Raw genomic sequence first — 14,016 nt, 5'->3', positions numbered from 1 at the left:
GTCAGTTCAAATGTGAGAGGGCACCTCGTGGGCGACAGAACAAGAGCCGACCTCGACATGATCGAGGACTGCTCGAACTCGCTCTACCGCATTCACCGCGAGTTCAAAGAGAACGGCAATCCTGCTGATGGTTACGGGGATGCCCTGGGCAGCGACAAGCTCCGCGATGTCTTCGACGAGTTCTCCGACACGTGGAAGAAGAACCGAAAGAAGCTGATGGAGGACATCGAGAGCCTCGCCAAGTTCACCGCGACCGCTGCCGAGTCCTACGACAAGATCGACCATGACCTGGCGGAGTCACTCAGGGGCGTCAAGAACGAGAAGAAGGGGAAGAAGTGACAGCGCGTCCGGCCGACTGGTCGCCCCTATACGACTCGGATCCTGTGCCAGGCGATCCGGACGAGGTCGCTCGGCTCGGCAAGAAGCTACGCGGTATGGCCGATGAGATCGACAAGCAGGCACGGAATATCCGCGCCTTGTCGTCGGTCGACGGGTGGGACAGCGACGCCGGCCGCGCCTTCCATGACACCGCCGGCGACACGGCGGGGAGGCTGAAGAAGGCGTACGACCGCTACGACGAGGCCTCCAACGGCCTCGGCACCAAGGTCGTGGACGCCGAATCGAGCGAGTACGCCAGTGAGCTGTACCGGGCGCAGCGCATGGCGGACAAGGCCCTGGCGGAGCTCCGTGAGGCGGAGACTGACCAGAAGGCGGCGCTCAAGGGGCTGGAGAAGTACGAGGGAACCGTCCCCTCCTCCAAGGAGGACTCTGCGGACCGTACCCGGCAGGAAAAGAAGCGCGACGACGCGACGAACATCATGGCCAAGTGCCGCACCCGGATTGAGGGCGCGAAGGACATTCGCGACGATGCTGCGAACCGCGCGGCCAGGAAGATCAAGAATGTGGTCCACCATGACGGGGTGCGGGATCCTGGCGGTTTCATGAATTTCTTGGCCGACCACGCGGACACCCTCTCGACTATCGCCACGGTGCTCGCCGTGGTGGCATTGGTGGCGGCAGTTGTCCTGACGGGTGGCCTTGCGGCAGTAATCATTGTGGGTGTGGCCGCAGTGTTCAGCGCTGGAGCATTGTCGGGGCGCCTGTACGACACTTTCGCTCGCGGCGGTAAATTTGATGCATTGAAGATCGGCTTGGACGTTATGGGGATCATTCCTGGACTCGGGGCCCTGAAGGGATTCGCCGCAGGAGCCAAGGGAGCCCGAGTGCTCGCCGCACAGGCAGGAGTCTGGGGCATGTTCACCAACGGAATCGCCGTAAAGTCCATCAACAAAGGCGTCGGTTACGCGGCCAAACTCCTCGCGAAGCGTGGAATCACTACACCAAGACTCCCGAGCGGCGGATGGAATCCGGAAGTCGTCACGCGCTACATCAAGGGTACTGGCCTTGCCAACGCCTACGTCAACACCATCTTGCGAATGCGCCAGTATCTACCCGAACCGAAAACCGTGACCCCCTCCCCTCAGCCGCCAGGCAGCCCTGGCCCCATGCCGACGGCACCGCCAGAGCCGAGCGTCCGCCCTGGCGCCCCCGCCACCCCATCTCCAACGCCGCGACCAAGCCCGTCGTCGACGTCATTCCATGGCGCACTGGCGCCCGCCAGGTAAAGAGGTGCTGTCCATGACCGACTACCACTCGCTTGAATTCGGTGACTTCGTCGATGACAGCGGAACCATTCACAAAATGGCCCCTTCGTCAGTTATCGCTTCCGTCCCCGCAGCCAAAACAGCAGCCGAGAAGTACGGGCGCGAAGCGCGTTTCGACTTCCTTGACGATAGGGCTGTTCACTGGATGCTTCATCAGAGGCGTGAGGATACAGCAAAGGGAGGCATGCTTGGTTGTTTGTTCAGCCTTCCGTTGGCTGCCTCTACACTCGGCGGATGGATGTTCTGGGAGCTGGTCGCGGCCCAGAAGTCCCGGCAATTCCAAATCGGCTTCATTGTTGCGGATGCACTGATCATCTGCGCTCTGATTATTACGGTCTACCTATTGAGGCGTCCCACTCTGCTGAACGAGACCGTCCGCAACGTACGTTGCCGAGCCCGCCTCTACCGCAAGATCGTCGGCATCGCCCGCAGAGGCGGAGCGGATATCCCGAGCCTTTACCCCTATTACGGCATGTACGCCTCATCGCAAAAATTCTTCCCCGATGCCCCCGAACTCCCCATCCCCGAAAACGGCGGCCCCGCGTGACCATGCAGACCCGGCCGTCGAAGACAGTCCCGTCGCAGGCCACACACTTCAACGTCCGCTCAGACAACATCCATGTGCGCTGGGTGATGCCGGAAATCTTCCACGACCTCCCGATCAAGGAGGAGGACGAAGACGAAGCGGTCCGGCTACTGGATGAGCTGGCGGCAAAGGCGCTTCCCGGCGCGGCCGATGAGGACCAGCTCCGGTTCGCGGTCGTCTGTGCGCTCGGCATCGACGACCTGCTCGCCGCCGGAGCCGAGTACGCCGGAGTCTGCGTGGCCGTGGTCGACGAAGCCCCCTGCACCGCCACGGTCTTCGCGTCTCTGGTCGACGGCTCGGGTGGCGACCGCGCCATGGACCCCGTCAAGGCGATCTCGGCCGACCTTCGCAGAGCGGATGCCGGCGAGGTGTCCGAGATTCAGCTCCCGTGCGGCCCGGCAGTGTCGTGTATCGGTACCCGCGAGGACAGAATCACCGGAGACCTGACCGGCGCCGAAACAGGCTCCATGCTCTCGACGTCGTTCATCCGGGTCTACGTCCCACTCCCGAATGGGACCACTCTGATGATGGAGATGGCGACGCCCACTCCGGCAGGCTGGGACACGTTCTCGACGATGTTCGGGAACATCGCGAGCAGTATCCGTCTCTTCGACGTCGGCGGCTCGGCGCTGATCATTCCCGGATCGGGCGAATGAGCGCAGCGGCGCCTCCCTCCGACTACCGGCTCCTTGTTCCCCGCGACTGGTTCCGGATCGACCTCACGCACGAGCGCTGGCGTCATCAGCTGAAAACCTTCGTCGACCGGGAGTCCGCGGACAGCCACGTCCCTGCAGAGGCCACGCGAAGCATTTGGGCGACGCTGCGCAACACCGCCGAAAACGGGGTCGCGCATGGAGCGTTGGAGTTCTACCTCAAGACCGAATCGCCCGGCGACGCGGCCATGCCGGCCTCCCTGCTTGTCTCACTGGCGCATACGCCTCGTGGGCTGACACCGCCGCCAGAAGAGTTCGCGCGGGCGATGGCCCAGCGCAGCGGGCGGCAGAATACCGAGTTCGATGTCGTCGTACTCCCAGCGGGCGAGGCGGTCCGGGCCGTCACCGAAACGAACCTGGACTTTCATGTGCACATGCCCGGCGACATGGGCTATCTCCTGCTCGCCTTCTCCACCCCCATGAGCAGCACGACAAGCCCGATGGGCGATCTGTGCGACGCCATCGCACACTCCCTTCGATGGGTCTGACCCACGGTGGGTGAACGGTCGGCCGGAGACGATCACGCGGCGTATGACATGCGCCCCATCCGTTCGCCGTCAGGAACGATGCGCGAGAATCCGGCGTCCTACCCACCATCCGCAGTGGGTGTCAGACTGCCCCGATCGCCGGGCCCGGGTCGATCAACTCACGCCCGCCAAGACCGCCAAACCCCAAGGAGCCGCCCGCATCATGGACAGCACCCATCTCGGCGACCTGTGGGACCGCGTCTTCGGCACCCAGCCCGACCCCGACCAGTGGCTCGTGATCGTGACCGCCCTGGTCGCGCTCCTCGCCGTCACCCCGCGCCCCCTCTGGCGGCTGACGCGCAACGCCGTCACCATCGCCCATGAGGGCGGTCATGGGCTGGTCGCTCTGCTGACCGGGCGCAGCCTCGACGGGATCCGGCTGCACTCGGACACCTCCGGGCTCACCGTCAGCCGCGGCAAGCCGACCGGCATCGGGATGATCCTCACCGCCGCGGCCGGCTACACCGCGCCGTCGCTGCTCGGGCTGGGCGGCGCCTGGCTGCTCGCCGCGAACCACATCACGCTCTTCCTGTGGGTCGCGACCGCCCTGCTCATCGCCATGCTGATGATGATCCGCAACGCGTACGGCGCACTGACCGTGATCCTCACCGGGGCCGCGTTCCTGCTGATCTCCTGGCTGACGACCCCGGACGTACAGGCGGCCTTCGCGTACGCCGCGGTCTGGTTCCTGCTCCTCGGGGGCGTGCGCCCCGCCTTCGAGCTCCAGTCCAAGCGCCGCCACGGCGGCGCCCCCGATTCGGATGCCGATCAGCTGTCGAGGCTGACGCATGTGCCGCCCCTGATGTGGCTGCTGCTCTTCCACGTCGTGTCGATCTGCGCGCTCCTGGGCGGCGGTCGCTGGCTTCTCGGCCTCTAGCGCCTGCGGTACTCCCCGGTTACGCACCGGTTTCAGCATATTTGATCAAGAGCTGGGTTGTCCGGGAGCCATTAAAGTAAGGGCCATGACCGAAAGCCCCGTGCACCCCGCCCTCTGGCCCGCGCCGCGCGCGAGCGAAGCCGTCGACGCGACCGTCACCGTGCCCGGCTCGAAATCGGTCACCAACCGTGGCCTGGTCCTGGCCGCCCTCGCCGCCGAGCCGGGCTGGCTGCGCCGCCCGCTGCGCTCCCGCGACACCCTGCTGATGGCCGAGGCGCTGCGCGCCACCGGCGTCGGTATCGAGGAGGGCGTCGGCCCCGACGGCTCCGGTGAGGCCTGGCGGATCATCCCGGCGGGCCTGCACGGCCCGGCCACGGTCGATGTCGGCAACGCCGGCACGGTGATGCGCTTCCTGCCTCCCGTCGCGGCGCTCGCCGACGGCCCCATCCGCTTCGACGGCGACCCCCGGTCGTACGAGCGCCCGCTCGGCGCGGTCATCGAAGCGCTGCGCACCCTCGGTGCCCGCATCGACGACGACGGCCGCGGCGCGCTTCCGCTGACCGTGCACGGCGTTGGTGCGCTCGACGGCGGCCCGGTGTCCATCGACGCGTCCTCCTCCTCGCAGTTCGTCAGCGCTCTGCTGCTCTCCGCCCCGCGCTTCAACCAGGGCGTGGAGGTACGTCACACCGGCGCCACCCTTCCCTCCCTCCCGCACATCCTGATGACCGTCGACATGCTGCGCGCGGTCGGCGCCCAGGTGGACAGCCCCGAGTCCGGCGGCGAGCCGAACGTCTGGCGGGTCGCCCCCAGCGCCATGCTGGGCCGCGACCTCACCGTCGAGCCCGACCTTTCCAACGCCCAGCCGTTCCTCGCCGCCGCCCTGATCACCGGCGGCCGGGTGACCATCCCGGACTGGCCCGAGCACACCACCCAGCCGGGTGACGCGCTGCGCGAGATCTTCACCGCGATGGGCGGCTCGTACGAGCTGAACGAGCTGGGGCTGACCTTCACCGGCACCGGCACCGTCCGGGGCATCGACGTGGATCTGAGTGACGTCGGCGAGCTCACCCCGGGCATCGCGGCGGTCGCGGCCCTGGCCGACTCCGAGTCCGTACTGCGCGGCGTCGCGCATCTGCGGCTGCACGAGACCGACCGCCTCGCCGCCCTCACCAAGGAGATCAACGGGCTCGGCGGCGACGTCACCGAGACCGAGGACGGCCTGCGCATCAGGCCGCGCCGACTGCACGGCGGGATCTTCCACACCTACGAGGACCACCGGATGGCCACCGCGGGCGCGATCATCGGCCTCGCCGTGAAGGACGTACAGATCGAGAACGTCGGCACGACCGCCAAGACGCTGCCGGACTTTCCGCGGATGTGGACCGGAATGCTCGGGGCCTGAGGACATGCGTCGCTACGGGAAGAACCCCGACGAGGACGACATCCGGATCCGCCCCAACCGCAAGGGCAACCGGCCGCGCACCCACACCCGCCCCGCGCACGAGGACGCCGTCGAGGGCTTCGTCCTGACGGTCGACCGGGGCCGCGTCACGTGCCTCGTCGAGCATCGCACCGTCATCGCGATGAAGGCCCGCGAGTTGGGCCGCAAGTCCGTGGTGGTGGGTGACCGCGTCGGCATCGTCGGCGACCTCTCGGGCGACAAGGACACCCTGGCGCGCATCATCCGGGTCAAGCCGCGCGCCTCGGTGCTGCGCCGTACCGCCGACGACGACGATCCGTACGAGCGCGTGGTCGTCGCCAACGCGGACCAGCTGGCGATCGTCACCGCTCTCGCGGACCCCGAGCCGCGCCCGCGCATGATCGACCGCTGTCTGGTCGCGGCGTACGACGCCGGGCTCTCCCCGCTCCTGGTGCTGACCAAGTCGGACCTGGCCTCGGCGGAGCAGCTGCTCGACACCTACCGTCCGCTCGGCATCCCGTACCTGGTGACCAGCCGCGAGGAACTGCAGAGCGGCGCCGCCACCGAGCTGGTCCGCAAGCATCTCGACGACCACGTCACGGCCTTCGTCGGGCACTCGGGTGTCGGCAAGACGACCCTGGTCAACGCCCTGGTGCCGGAGGAGCAGTGGCGTACGACCGGCCATGTCAACGCCGTCACCGGCCGCGGCAGGCACACCACCACTTCGGTGCTCGCGCTGCCGCTGTCGGGCGGCCACGGCTGGGTGATCGACACGCCGGGCGTGCGTTCCTTCGGGCTGCACCATGTGGACCCGTCGCGCGTCATCCTCGCGTTCCCGGACCTGGAGCCGGGCACGGCCGACTGTCCGCGCGGGTGCACCCACGACGAGCCGGAGTGCGCGTTGGACCGGTGGGTCGCCGAGGGACACGCCGACCCGATCCGGCTCGACTCCCTGCGGCGGCTGCTCGCCACCCGGGAACGGCGGGAAGGCGACTGATCCGAGGGGTGCCCGGCACGTTTGCCGCCCACCGACGCTGGTAAGTGCATACTCGCACCAAGAGCGACGAAGCAGTCACCGATGCGGGAGGCACAGACCATGGCGTGGCTGCTGGTAGTGGTGGCGGGACTGCTCGAAACGGGTTTCGCGGTGTGCCTCAAGCTCTCGCACGGCTTCACCAGACTCTGGCCGACGGTTGCCTTCTGCGCGTTCGCGCTGGGCAGCTTCGGCCTGCTCACGCTCGCGCTGAGGAAGCTCGACGTGGGTCCCGCCTACGCCGTGTGGACGGGCATCGGCGCGGCCGGCACCGCGATCTACGGCATGGTCTTCCTCGGCGACGTGGTCTCCACGCTCAAGCTCGTATCGATCTCCCTGGTGGTCATCGGCGTCATCGGCCTGCAGCTGTCGGGCTCGGCCCACTGACCCCGGCGCCGCCCGCGAGGGCGGCCCCGATCAGCCGCCCGAATTCCTCCCCGGAGTTCGCGGGCGCGACGACGTACGAGAGCACCAGCCGCACGGTCAGCTCGCAGCGGTACGCGAGCTCCTCGGCCTCTTCCCGCCCGGCGCCCGAAGGTCTCGGATCCCGCCGGGCCGTACGTCCCCGCTCCAGCACGGCCACCGCCTTGTCCCGGACCGCCGCGATCAGCTCGGCGGGCGCGGGCGTGCCGACGTCGGCACGCCGCTGGGCGGGCACCGGCGACGGCGGCCTGTGGTTGCTCGGCGGGAGGCCGGCCGGGTGGGGTGCGGGCAGCCGCTCGCCCCAGCAGCCGGTGAGGAGGGCGCGTACGAGCGGACTGGCGCGGGCCGCCCCCGCCGTCCACTCGGCGACGGACAGCAGTCGGTCGCGGAGATCGCCCGACCGCTCGGCGAGCGCCCGCTCCACGCCCGCCAGATACGCGTCGGCCTCCCGCAGCACCAGTGCGCGGGCCAGGCCGTCCTTGCTGCCGAACTCGTTGTAGAGGGTCTGCCGGGACACCCCGGCCGAGGAGGCCACGTCGACCATCCGCACCCCGGACCATGGCCGATCGGCGAGCGCGACGAAGGCCGCGTCCAGTAAGGCATCTCGCGCTGTGGGCATCGCATCGCCTCCCGGGTCGGGGTCCCGGACCGTACGGATCGCACGGCTTGCTCCGGTGTCAGAGTTGACTCGCCGCCGGGCACTGTCAATAGCCCGCGCAGCGGGAGGGCGAGGCTCGGCCACGGGACGCTGTGGTTCGCGCGGAGGGCGGTCGATACTGTTCGGTCATGCCCGACTATCACGATGATCTGCGCTTTGCCCATGTCCTCGCGGACGCCGCCGACGCCACGACGATGGAGCGCTTCAAGGCTCTGGATCTGAAGGTCGAGACCAAACCGGACATGACGCCGGTGACCGAGGCCGACAAGGCCGCCGAGGAGCTGATCCGCAGCCACCTGCACCGCGGCAGGCCGCGTGACGCGGTGCTGGGTGAGGAGTACGGGCTGCAGGGCACCGGCCCGCGGCGCTGGGTCATCGACCCGATCGACGGCACCAAGAACTATGTGCGCGGCGTGCCGGTCTGGGCGACGCTGATCGCGCTCATGGAGGCGGGCGAGAACGGCTTCCAGCCGGTGATGGGCGTGGTGTCCGCGCCCGCGCTGGGCCGACGCTGGTGGGCGGCGAAGGGCGGCGGCGCCTACACCGGTCGCAGTCTCACCTCCGCGACGCGCCTGCATGTCTCCAAGGTCGACGAGATCGCGAGCGCGTCGTTCGCGTACTCCTCACTCAGCGGCTGGGAGGAGCAGGGGCGGCTCGAAGGGTTCCTGGATCTGACCCGTGACTGCTGGCGCACCCGTGGGTACGGCGACTTCTGGCCGTACATGATGGTCGCCGAGGGTGCCGTGGACATCTGCGCGGAGCCCGAGCTGTCGCTGTGGGACATGGCGGCGACGACGATCATCGTCCAGGAGGCCGGCGGGGTCTTCACCAGCCTCGACGGGGTGACGGGACCGCACGGCGGCAACGCGGCGGCGTCCAACGGACTGCTGCATTCGGAGATGCTGGGCTACTTGCACGGCTGATTCGAGGGCGATACGGCGGCGCAGCAGGGCGGCACGACGGCGCGTCGGCCGTGCCGCGCGGGCGAAAGAGCGACGAAACCGGCGTATGGGAGCATCTTCTCGGCCGACCCGTCCCCCCGCGCCCCCTTGTTGACCCTGCTTGCGGCTGTCACTCTGGGAGTCCCCCCACTTGTGAACTTGTGAATTGCTTCTCGTAGCGGTTCACCAAGGAGGTGGCTCCGTCCATGCTCGTCCGTGACGCCATGAGCACGATGGTCCTCACCATCGGTCCCGCCCACACACTCCGCCAGGCCGCCCGGCTGATGGCGGAGCGCCATGTCGGGGCGGCCGTCGTCTTCGACACCGACGCCGGTGGACTCGGCATCCTGACCGAACGCGACATCCTCGTCGCGATCGGGACCGGCCAGAATCCCGATTTCGAGACCGCCGGTACGCACACCACCACCGATGTCGTCTTCGCGGCGCCGTCCTGGACCCTCGAAGAGGCCGCGGAGGCCATGACGCACGGCGGCTTCCGCCACCTCGTCGTCCTCGACGGCAACGGCCCGGTCGGCGTCGTATCCGTCCGCGACATCATCCGCTGCTGGTCACCGTCCCGCAGCCACCCGACGACCGTGCTCGCGGGCTGAGGCGACCGGGCGCCCGCGAAGCGACCCCGCCGCACGGCCTCGCACAACACGGATCCCACGACACAGAAGGGCCGGGCGCCCCTGGGGGAACCCGGCCCTCTTTCTACGACAAACGATCCGGACTAGCCGCGCAGGGCCTGGACCGCGGTGTCCAGCCGCTTGCCGAAGTCACCGTCGGCCTGACGGAAGTTGTTGACGGCGCGCTCCGCGATGTCGTCGCGCGACACCTTGGAGATGAAGCCCGCCAGGTTGTCGATCAGACGGCCCTTCTCGTCCTCCGACAGCATCCGGTAGAGGTCGCCCGCCTGGACGAAGTCGTTGTCCTCGGCGTGGCTGGGGGCCTCGTGGTTGCCGGTGGCGCCGGTGACCGGGGTGGGCTGCCACATCGGCTTGTCCGTCTGGAACGGACCGCCGAAGCTGTTGGGCTCGTAGTTCTTGGAGCCCGCGTGGCGGCCGTCGTACAGGGCACCGTCACGGCTGTTGGTGCGCGCCTCGGTGGCGTGCGGACGGTTCACCGGCAGGTGGTCGGCGTTGATGCCGACACGGTAGCGGTGGGCGTCGCCGTACGCGAAGAGACGGCCCTGCAGCATCTTGTCCGGAGACGGGCCGATGCCCGGCACGAAGTGCGCGGGGCTGAAGATCGACTGCTCGACCTCGGCGAAGATGTTCTCCGGGTTGCGGTTGAGCTCCAGCTTGCCGATCTCGACCGGCGGGTAGTCCTCGTGCGGCCAGACCTTCGTCAGGTCGAACGGGTTGAAACGGTAGTTCGCCGCGTCGGCCGCCGGCATGACCTGCACCTGCACCGTCCAGGACGGGAAGTCGCCGCGCTCGATCGACTCACGCAGGTCGCGCTGGTGACTGTCCGGGTCCATGCCGGAGAGCTGGTTGGCGTCCTCGGTGGTGAGGTTCTTGATGCCCTGGTCGGTCTTGAAGTGATACTTGACCCAGAAGGCCTCGCCGGCCTCGTTGTTCCACTGGTACGTGTGCGAGCCGTACCCGTTCATGTGGCGCAGCGTCGCCGGGATGCCGCGGTCACCGAAGAGCCAGGTGACCTGGTGCGTCGACTCGGGCGACAGACCCCAGAAGTCCCAGACGTTGTCCGCCTCCTGCGAGCCGGTGTACGGGTCGCGCTTCTGGGTGTGGATGAAGTCGGGGAACTTGATGGCGTCCTTGATGAAGAACACCGGGGTGTTGTTGCCGACGAGGTCGTAGTTGCCCTCTTCGGTGTAGAACTTCAGCGCGAAGCCGCGCGGGTCGCGCACCGCGTCCGCCGAGCCGAGGTTGCCCGCGACGGTCGAGAAGCGCAGGAAGGTCTCGGTCTGCTTGCCGACCTCGGAGAGGAACTTCGCACGCGTCCACTGCGAGACGTCGCGGGTCAGCGTGAAGGTGCCGTACGCACCGGCGCCGCGCGCGTGCACGATGCGCTCCGGGATGCGCTCACGGTTGAAGTGCGCGAGCTTTTCGAGCAGCGCCTGGTCCTGAACCAGAACAGGACCGCCGACGCCCGCGGTCTCACTGTTCTGGTTGTCGGCGACCGGCGCGCCGGCCTCCGTCGTAAGCGGTCCCTGCGTCACGTGCGCCTCCTGCGTCATACCTGCAAGTCCTGTCCCTTGGTGTTCGCCTATCCCGATCCTACAATGGACCTTGTCTAAGTCAAGTAGACATCCAAAGTCACACCCGTTCGGGACCTGGTCCCTCCACTGTTAGGCTGGTCCCCATGAGTGACCTGTTGGAACGCCTGCGCGGACGCGGCTGGCGCATGACTGCGCAGCGGCGTGTCGTGGCCGAAGTCCTGGACGGGGACCACGTCCACCTGACGGCCGACGAGGTGCACGCGCGCGCCGTGGCCAAGCTGCCCGAGATCTCCCGGGCAACGGTCTACAACACGCTGGGCGAGATGGTTTCCCTGGGCGAGGTGCTCGAAGTCTCGACGGACCGCCGGGCCAAGCGCTACGACCCGAACGCCCACCACCCGCACCAGCACCTGGTGTGCGCGCAGTGCGGCGCCATCCGCGACGTACACCCGTCGGGAAATCCGCTCGCGGACCTGCCGGACACCGAGCGCTTCGGCTTCACGATCTCGGACGTCGAGATGACGTACCGCGGCGTCTGCCCGAACTGCGCCTCGGCCTGACACCTGACACAACGGACAGCAAGCCGGCCCGACGACGGTTCGTCGGGCCGGTCGGCCATGCCGCGCGCACGACGAAGGCCCGGAACTCTCGCGAGTCCCGGGCCTTCGTTTCTTCTTCAGTAGCGGGGACAGGATTTGAACCTGCGACCTCTGGGTTATGAGCCCAGCGAGCTACCGAGCTGCTCCACCCCGCGTCGGTGAACCAGACTCTACGTGGCGGTGTCGGCCAGTGCAAATCCCTTTCGGCCAGGCCTGGCAGGGCTAGGACCTGGCTGTTCCTGATCGCCCGCTGTTCCCGGCCGTCTCCTGGTGGCAGGCGCTCACCTACGCCGTGAGCTCCTGGTGCAGCGCCTCGCGCAGTCGCGCGGCCCGCTCTGTGACCTCGGCGGGGCCGAGCTCCACCGCACGCGCGCACCACCGCTGGCCCTCGTCGAGCTCGCCGCGGCGGGCGGCGAGCAGCGCGAGCCGCAGCGCGGCGCGGCCGTGCCCGGCCTTGGCCGCGCGGGACCACCACAGGGCGGCCTCCGGCTCGCTGCCCTCGCGGGCGAGCAGCAGCCCGAGGTTGAACGCGCCGTTGCGGCTGCCCGCCTCGGCGGCCTCGCGGTACCAGCGCGCGGCGGCCTCCAGGTCGCCGCGCCGGGCCGCGAGCATGCCGACCCGCACCTGGGCGCGGCGGTGCCCCTGCTCGGCGGCGCGCTCGTACCACTCCTCGCACTCCGTCTTCTCGCTCAGCACCTCACCGAGCGCGGGCGGCCCGGCGGGCGGCTGGCGGGAGTCGAGCAGCGTGGCGAGGCGGAAGGCGGCCTCGGCGCTGCCGCTGCCCGCGGCGCACCGCAGATGCCGCTCGGCGTCCTGTTCCTCGCCGTCCCTGAGCAGGGCGATGCCGACCTGGAGCGCGGCCTCGGTGTGCCCGGCGGCGGCGGCGCGCTCGTACCAGACGAAGGCGGCGCTGTCCTCGTCGCGGCCCGCGTGGAGGATGCCGAGGTTGAACGCGGCGTCGACGCTGCCCGCCTCGGCGGCCTTGGAGAACCAGGGCTCGGCGCCGGCCGCGTCGCCGCCCTGGAGCAGCAGGATGGCGAGCGCGTTCGCGGCCTCGCGGTGGCCCGCGTAGGCGGCGCGGCGGTACCACTGGTCGGCCTGCGCCGTGCGGCCCTGGGCGGCGCACAGCAGACCCAGGTTGTACGCGCCGTTGACGTCACCGGCGTCCAGCGCGGCGCGGTACCAGCGCTCGGCGGTCTGCTGCTCGCCGCGGGCGGCGTGCAGGGCGCCCAGCGCGTTGGCGGCGTTGCCGTCGCCGTCCTGGGCGGCGCGCAGCCACCAGACGGCGGCGCTCTCCTCGTCACCCGCGTCGCGCAGCAGGAAGCCCAGGGCGCAGGCGGCGCGGGCCTCGCCGTCCTTGGCGGAGGTCAGGTACCAACGGCCGGCCTCCCTGAGCTCGCCGCGCTCCTCCAGGATCGCGCCGAGGTGCAGGGCGGCGCGGCGGTGCCCGCGGGCGGCGGCCTGGCGGTACCACTGCTCGGCCTCGACGGCGGCGCCGGGCTCGACGGCGGCGCGCCCGGTGCGGGTGACGCGGCGGCCGGTGCCAGTGGCCGTTCCGGTGTTGGTTCTCGTGTTGGTGGTGCCCGTGGTGGTGGTGGTGCGGCCGGTGGTGGTCTTAGTGCCGGCCCCGTCGCCCGTCCCCGTACCGGCGGCCTGGCGGCGCCCTCCGCGCACGCCGGAGCCACCCGGGGCGCCAGCGGTGGATGTTCCGGCGTGCGCCTCCGCGGCGGCCCGGCGGTCGAGGGTGCGGGCGAGGCGGTACGCCGCCTCCCGGTGGCCCTGCTCGGCGGCCGCGCGCAGCCAGCGCTCGGCGCCGACGTCGCTGCGGTGCTCAAGCAGGTCGGCGAGGGCGTACGCCCCCAGCGCGTGGCCCTGCTCGGCGGACTGGCGCAGCCAGTACTCGGCGGCAGGCTCGTCGCCGCGCTCGCGGTAGTGACGGCCGAGGGCGTGCGCGGCGGCGGCGGAACCCGCCACCGCGGCGATGCGCCACCAGCCGGCCGCCTCGTCGGCGTAGCCGCGCTGGTGGAGGAGAACGCCCAGATTATTGGCGGCGGCGCGGTCGCCGTCGGCGGTCGCGGCACGCAGATGGGGCTCGGCCGCGTCGAGGTCGCCGCGGCGCAGCAGCAGGGATCCGAGCACACTCAGGGACTCGGTGTCGCCGCGCTCGGCGGCTTGCCAGTACCGCGCCTCGGACTCGGCCTCGGCGGTGTCCGCGGCGTCCACAGCGTTCTCATGATGTCGCTGCACAAACCGCCCTGTCTCCAACAGAGTTGCCCTGTCCCCCATAAAAACCATCGTCGCACCACCCGCAACCCGCGTACACCTGGTATACCGCAGCCAGTGAGGTCACTTCAGCGCTTTGTCGACATGCCCACAGAGAGACTCTCCAA

At 69.3% G+C, this 14,016-nt stretch carries 15 protein-coding genes and 1 tRNA gene; 12 read left to right on the top strand and 4 right to left on the bottom strand.

Going from position 1 to position 14,016, the window contains the following annotated elements; translation table 11 throughout:
- Positions 1–27: 27 nt before the first annotated feature.
- From ACLLJJ_RS27180 to ACLLJJ_RS27140, 9 genes are all read left to right on the top strand, one after another.
- Positions 28–339: a hypothetical protein gene (locus ACLLJJ_RS27180; protein WP_434596260.1), complete on the top strand. Its 312-nt coding sequence runs from the start codon at positions 28–30 to the stop codon at positions 337–339.
- Positions 336–1,625 (top strand): putative T7SS-secreted protein, encoded by a 1,290-nt coding sequence (locus ACLLJJ_RS27175; RefSeq protein ID WP_434596257.1) that lies wholly within the window; start codon positions 336–338, stop codon positions 1,623–1,625. Before ACLLJJ_RS27180 ends, ACLLJJ_RS27175 begins: the two co-directional genes overlap by 4 nt.
- A 13-nt stretch (positions 1,626–1,638) precedes the next feature.
- Positions 1,639–2,211 (top strand): hypothetical protein, encoded by a 573-nt coding sequence (locus ACLLJJ_RS27170; RefSeq protein ID WP_434596255.1) that lies wholly within the window; start codon positions 1,639–1,641, stop codon positions 2,209–2,211.
- Positions 2,208–2,906, top strand: coding sequence for a hypothetical protein (locus tag ACLLJJ_RS27165; RefSeq protein ID WP_434596253.1), 699 nt, complete (start codon positions 2,208–2,210; stop codon positions 2,904–2,906). Before ACLLJJ_RS27170 ends, ACLLJJ_RS27165 begins: the two co-directional genes overlap by 4 nt.
- Complete coding sequence (locus ACLLJJ_RS27160) at positions 2,903–3,451, top strand: hypothetical protein (RefSeq protein ID WP_434596250.1); 549 nt, start codon at positions 2,903–2,905, stop codon at positions 3,449–3,451. The genes ACLLJJ_RS27165 and ACLLJJ_RS27160 overlap by 4 nt, the downstream gene beginning before the upstream one ends.
- A 202-nt stretch (positions 3,452–3,653) precedes the next feature.
- Complete coding sequence (locus ACLLJJ_RS27155; RefSeq protein ID WP_434596248.1) at positions 3,654–4,367, top strand: M50 family metallopeptidase; 714 nt, start codon at positions 3,654–3,656, stop codon at positions 4,365–4,367.
- An 85-nt stretch (positions 4,368–4,452) separates the two neighbouring features.
- Positions 4,453–5,769: a 3-phosphoshikimate 1-carboxyvinyltransferase gene (aroA, locus tag ACLLJJ_RS27150; protein ID WP_434596245.1), complete on the top strand. Its 1,317-nt coding sequence runs from the start codon at positions 4,453–4,455 to the stop codon at positions 5,767–5,769.
- Positions 5,770–5,773: 4 nt separating this feature from the next.
- Positions 5,774–6,784 (top strand): ribosome small subunit-dependent GTPase A, encoded by a 1,011-nt coding sequence (gene rsgA, locus ACLLJJ_RS27145; RefSeq protein WP_434596242.1) that lies wholly within the window; start codon positions 5,774–5,776, stop codon positions 6,782–6,784.
- 99 nt (positions 6,785–6,883) lie between these two features.
- The gene (locus ACLLJJ_RS27140) at positions 6,884–7,207 is read left to right on the top strand and encodes a DMT family transporter (protein WP_283517458.1); all 324 of its coding nucleotides are present in this window, start codon (positions 6,884–6,886) and stop codon (positions 7,205–7,207) included.
- Here the strand turns inward: ACLLJJ_RS27140 and ACLLJJ_RS27135 are convergent.
- Positions 7,173–7,862: a TetR family transcriptional regulator gene (locus ACLLJJ_RS27135; RefSeq protein WP_434596239.1), complete on the bottom strand. Its 690-nt coding sequence runs from the start codon at positions 7,860–7,862 to the stop codon at positions 7,173–7,175. The genes ACLLJJ_RS27140 and ACLLJJ_RS27135 overlap by 35 nt on opposite strands.
- A 167-nt stretch (positions 7,863–8,029) precedes the next feature.
- Here ACLLJJ_RS27135 and hisN point away from each other — a divergent pair, with 167 nt between their 5' ends.
- Positions 8,030–8,824, top strand: a complete 795-nt coding sequence (gene hisN / locus ACLLJJ_RS27130; RefSeq protein WP_434596236.1) for a histidinol-phosphatase — start codon at positions 8,030–8,032, stop codon at positions 8,822–8,824.
- A gap of 224 nt (positions 8,825–9,048) precedes the next feature.
- Entirely contained in the window at positions 9,049–9,453 is a 405-nt protein-coding gene (locus ACLLJJ_RS27125; RefSeq protein WP_434596233.1) for a CBS domain-containing protein, read from the top strand.
- Positions 9,454–9,575: 122 nt separating this feature from the next.
- On the opposite strand, the gene ACLLJJ_RS27120 is transcribed toward ACLLJJ_RS27125, so the two are convergent.
- On the bottom strand, positions 9,576–11,045 hold the full coding sequence (locus ACLLJJ_RS27120; protein WP_434596230.1) for a catalase: 1,470 nt from the start codon (positions 11,043–11,045) through the stop codon (positions 9,576–9,578).
- Between the two features lie 125 nt (positions 11,046–11,170).
- Here ACLLJJ_RS27120 and ACLLJJ_RS27115 point away from each other — a divergent pair, with 125 nt between their 5' ends.
- Positions 11,171–11,587: a Fur family transcriptional regulator gene (locus ACLLJJ_RS27115; protein ID WP_434596228.1), complete on the top strand. Its 417-nt coding sequence runs from the start codon at positions 11,171–11,173 to the stop codon at positions 11,585–11,587.
- Positions 11,588–11,707: 120 nt separating this feature from the next.
- Here the strand turns inward: ACLLJJ_RS27115 and ACLLJJ_RS27110 are convergent.
- Positions 11,708–11,781, bottom strand: a tRNA-Met gene (locus tag ACLLJJ_RS27110).
- Positions 11,782–11,911: 130 nt separating this feature from the next.
- Complete coding sequence (locus ACLLJJ_RS27105; RefSeq protein WP_434596225.1) at positions 11,912–13,921, bottom strand: sel1 repeat family protein; 2,010 nt, start codon at positions 13,919–13,921, stop codon at positions 11,912–11,914.
- Positions 13,922–14,016 lie beyond the last annotated feature (95 nt).

This window comes from Streptomyces sp. A5-4 (assembly GCF_051131715.1).
Lineage (GTDB): Bacteria > Actinomycetota > Actinomycetes > Streptomycetales > Streptomycetaceae > Streptomyces.
The sequence above is the reverse complement of the archived record's forward strand: the minus strand, read 5'-3'. Positions and strand labels throughout refer to the sequence as shown.

Coding starts and splice junctions, on each gene's coding strand:
- ACLLJJ_RS27170 (WP_434596255.1), top strand. CDS start 1,639: ATGACCGACTACCACTCGCTTGAATTCGGTGACTTCGTCGATGACAGC.
- ACLLJJ_RS27160 (WP_434596250.1), top strand. CDS start 2,903: ATGAGCGCAGCGGCGCCTCCCTCCGACTACCGGCTCCTTGTTCCCCGC.
- ACLLJJ_RS27155 (WP_434596248.1), top strand. CDS start 3,654: ATGGACAGCACCCATCTCGGCGACCTGTGGGACCGCGTCTTCGGCACC.
- aroA (WP_434596245.1), top strand. CDS start 4,453: ATGACCGAAAGCCCCGTGCACCCCGCCCTCTGGCCCGCGCCGCGCGCG.
- rsgA (WP_434596242.1), top strand. CDS start 5,774: ATGCGTCGCTACGGGAAGAACCCCGACGAGGACGACATCCGGATCCGC.
- ACLLJJ_RS27140 (WP_283517458.1), top strand. CDS start 6,884: ATGGCGTGGCTGCTGGTAGTGGTGGCGGGACTGCTCGAAACGGGTTTC.
- ACLLJJ_RS27135 (WP_434596239.1), bottom strand. CDS start 7,862: ATGCCCACAGCGCGAGATGCCTTACTGGACGCGGCCTTCGTCGCGCTC.
- hisN (WP_434596236.1), top strand. CDS start 8,030: ATGCCCGACTATCACGATGATCTGCGCTTTGCCCATGTCCTCGCGGAC.
- ACLLJJ_RS27125 (WP_434596233.1), top strand. CDS start 9,049: ATGCTCGTCCGTGACGCCATGAGCACGATGGTCCTCACCATCGGTCCC.
- ACLLJJ_RS27120 (WP_434596230.1), bottom strand. CDS start 11,045: ATGACGCAGGAGGCGCACGTGACGCAGGGACCGCTTACGACGGAGGCC.
- ACLLJJ_RS27115 (WP_434596228.1), top strand. CDS start 11,171: ATGAGTGACCTGTTGGAACGCCTGCGCGGACGCGGCTGGCGCATGACT.
- ACLLJJ_RS27105 (WP_434596225.1), bottom strand. CDS start 13,921: ATGGTTTTTATGGGGGACAGGGCAACTCTGTTGGAGACAGGGCGGTTT.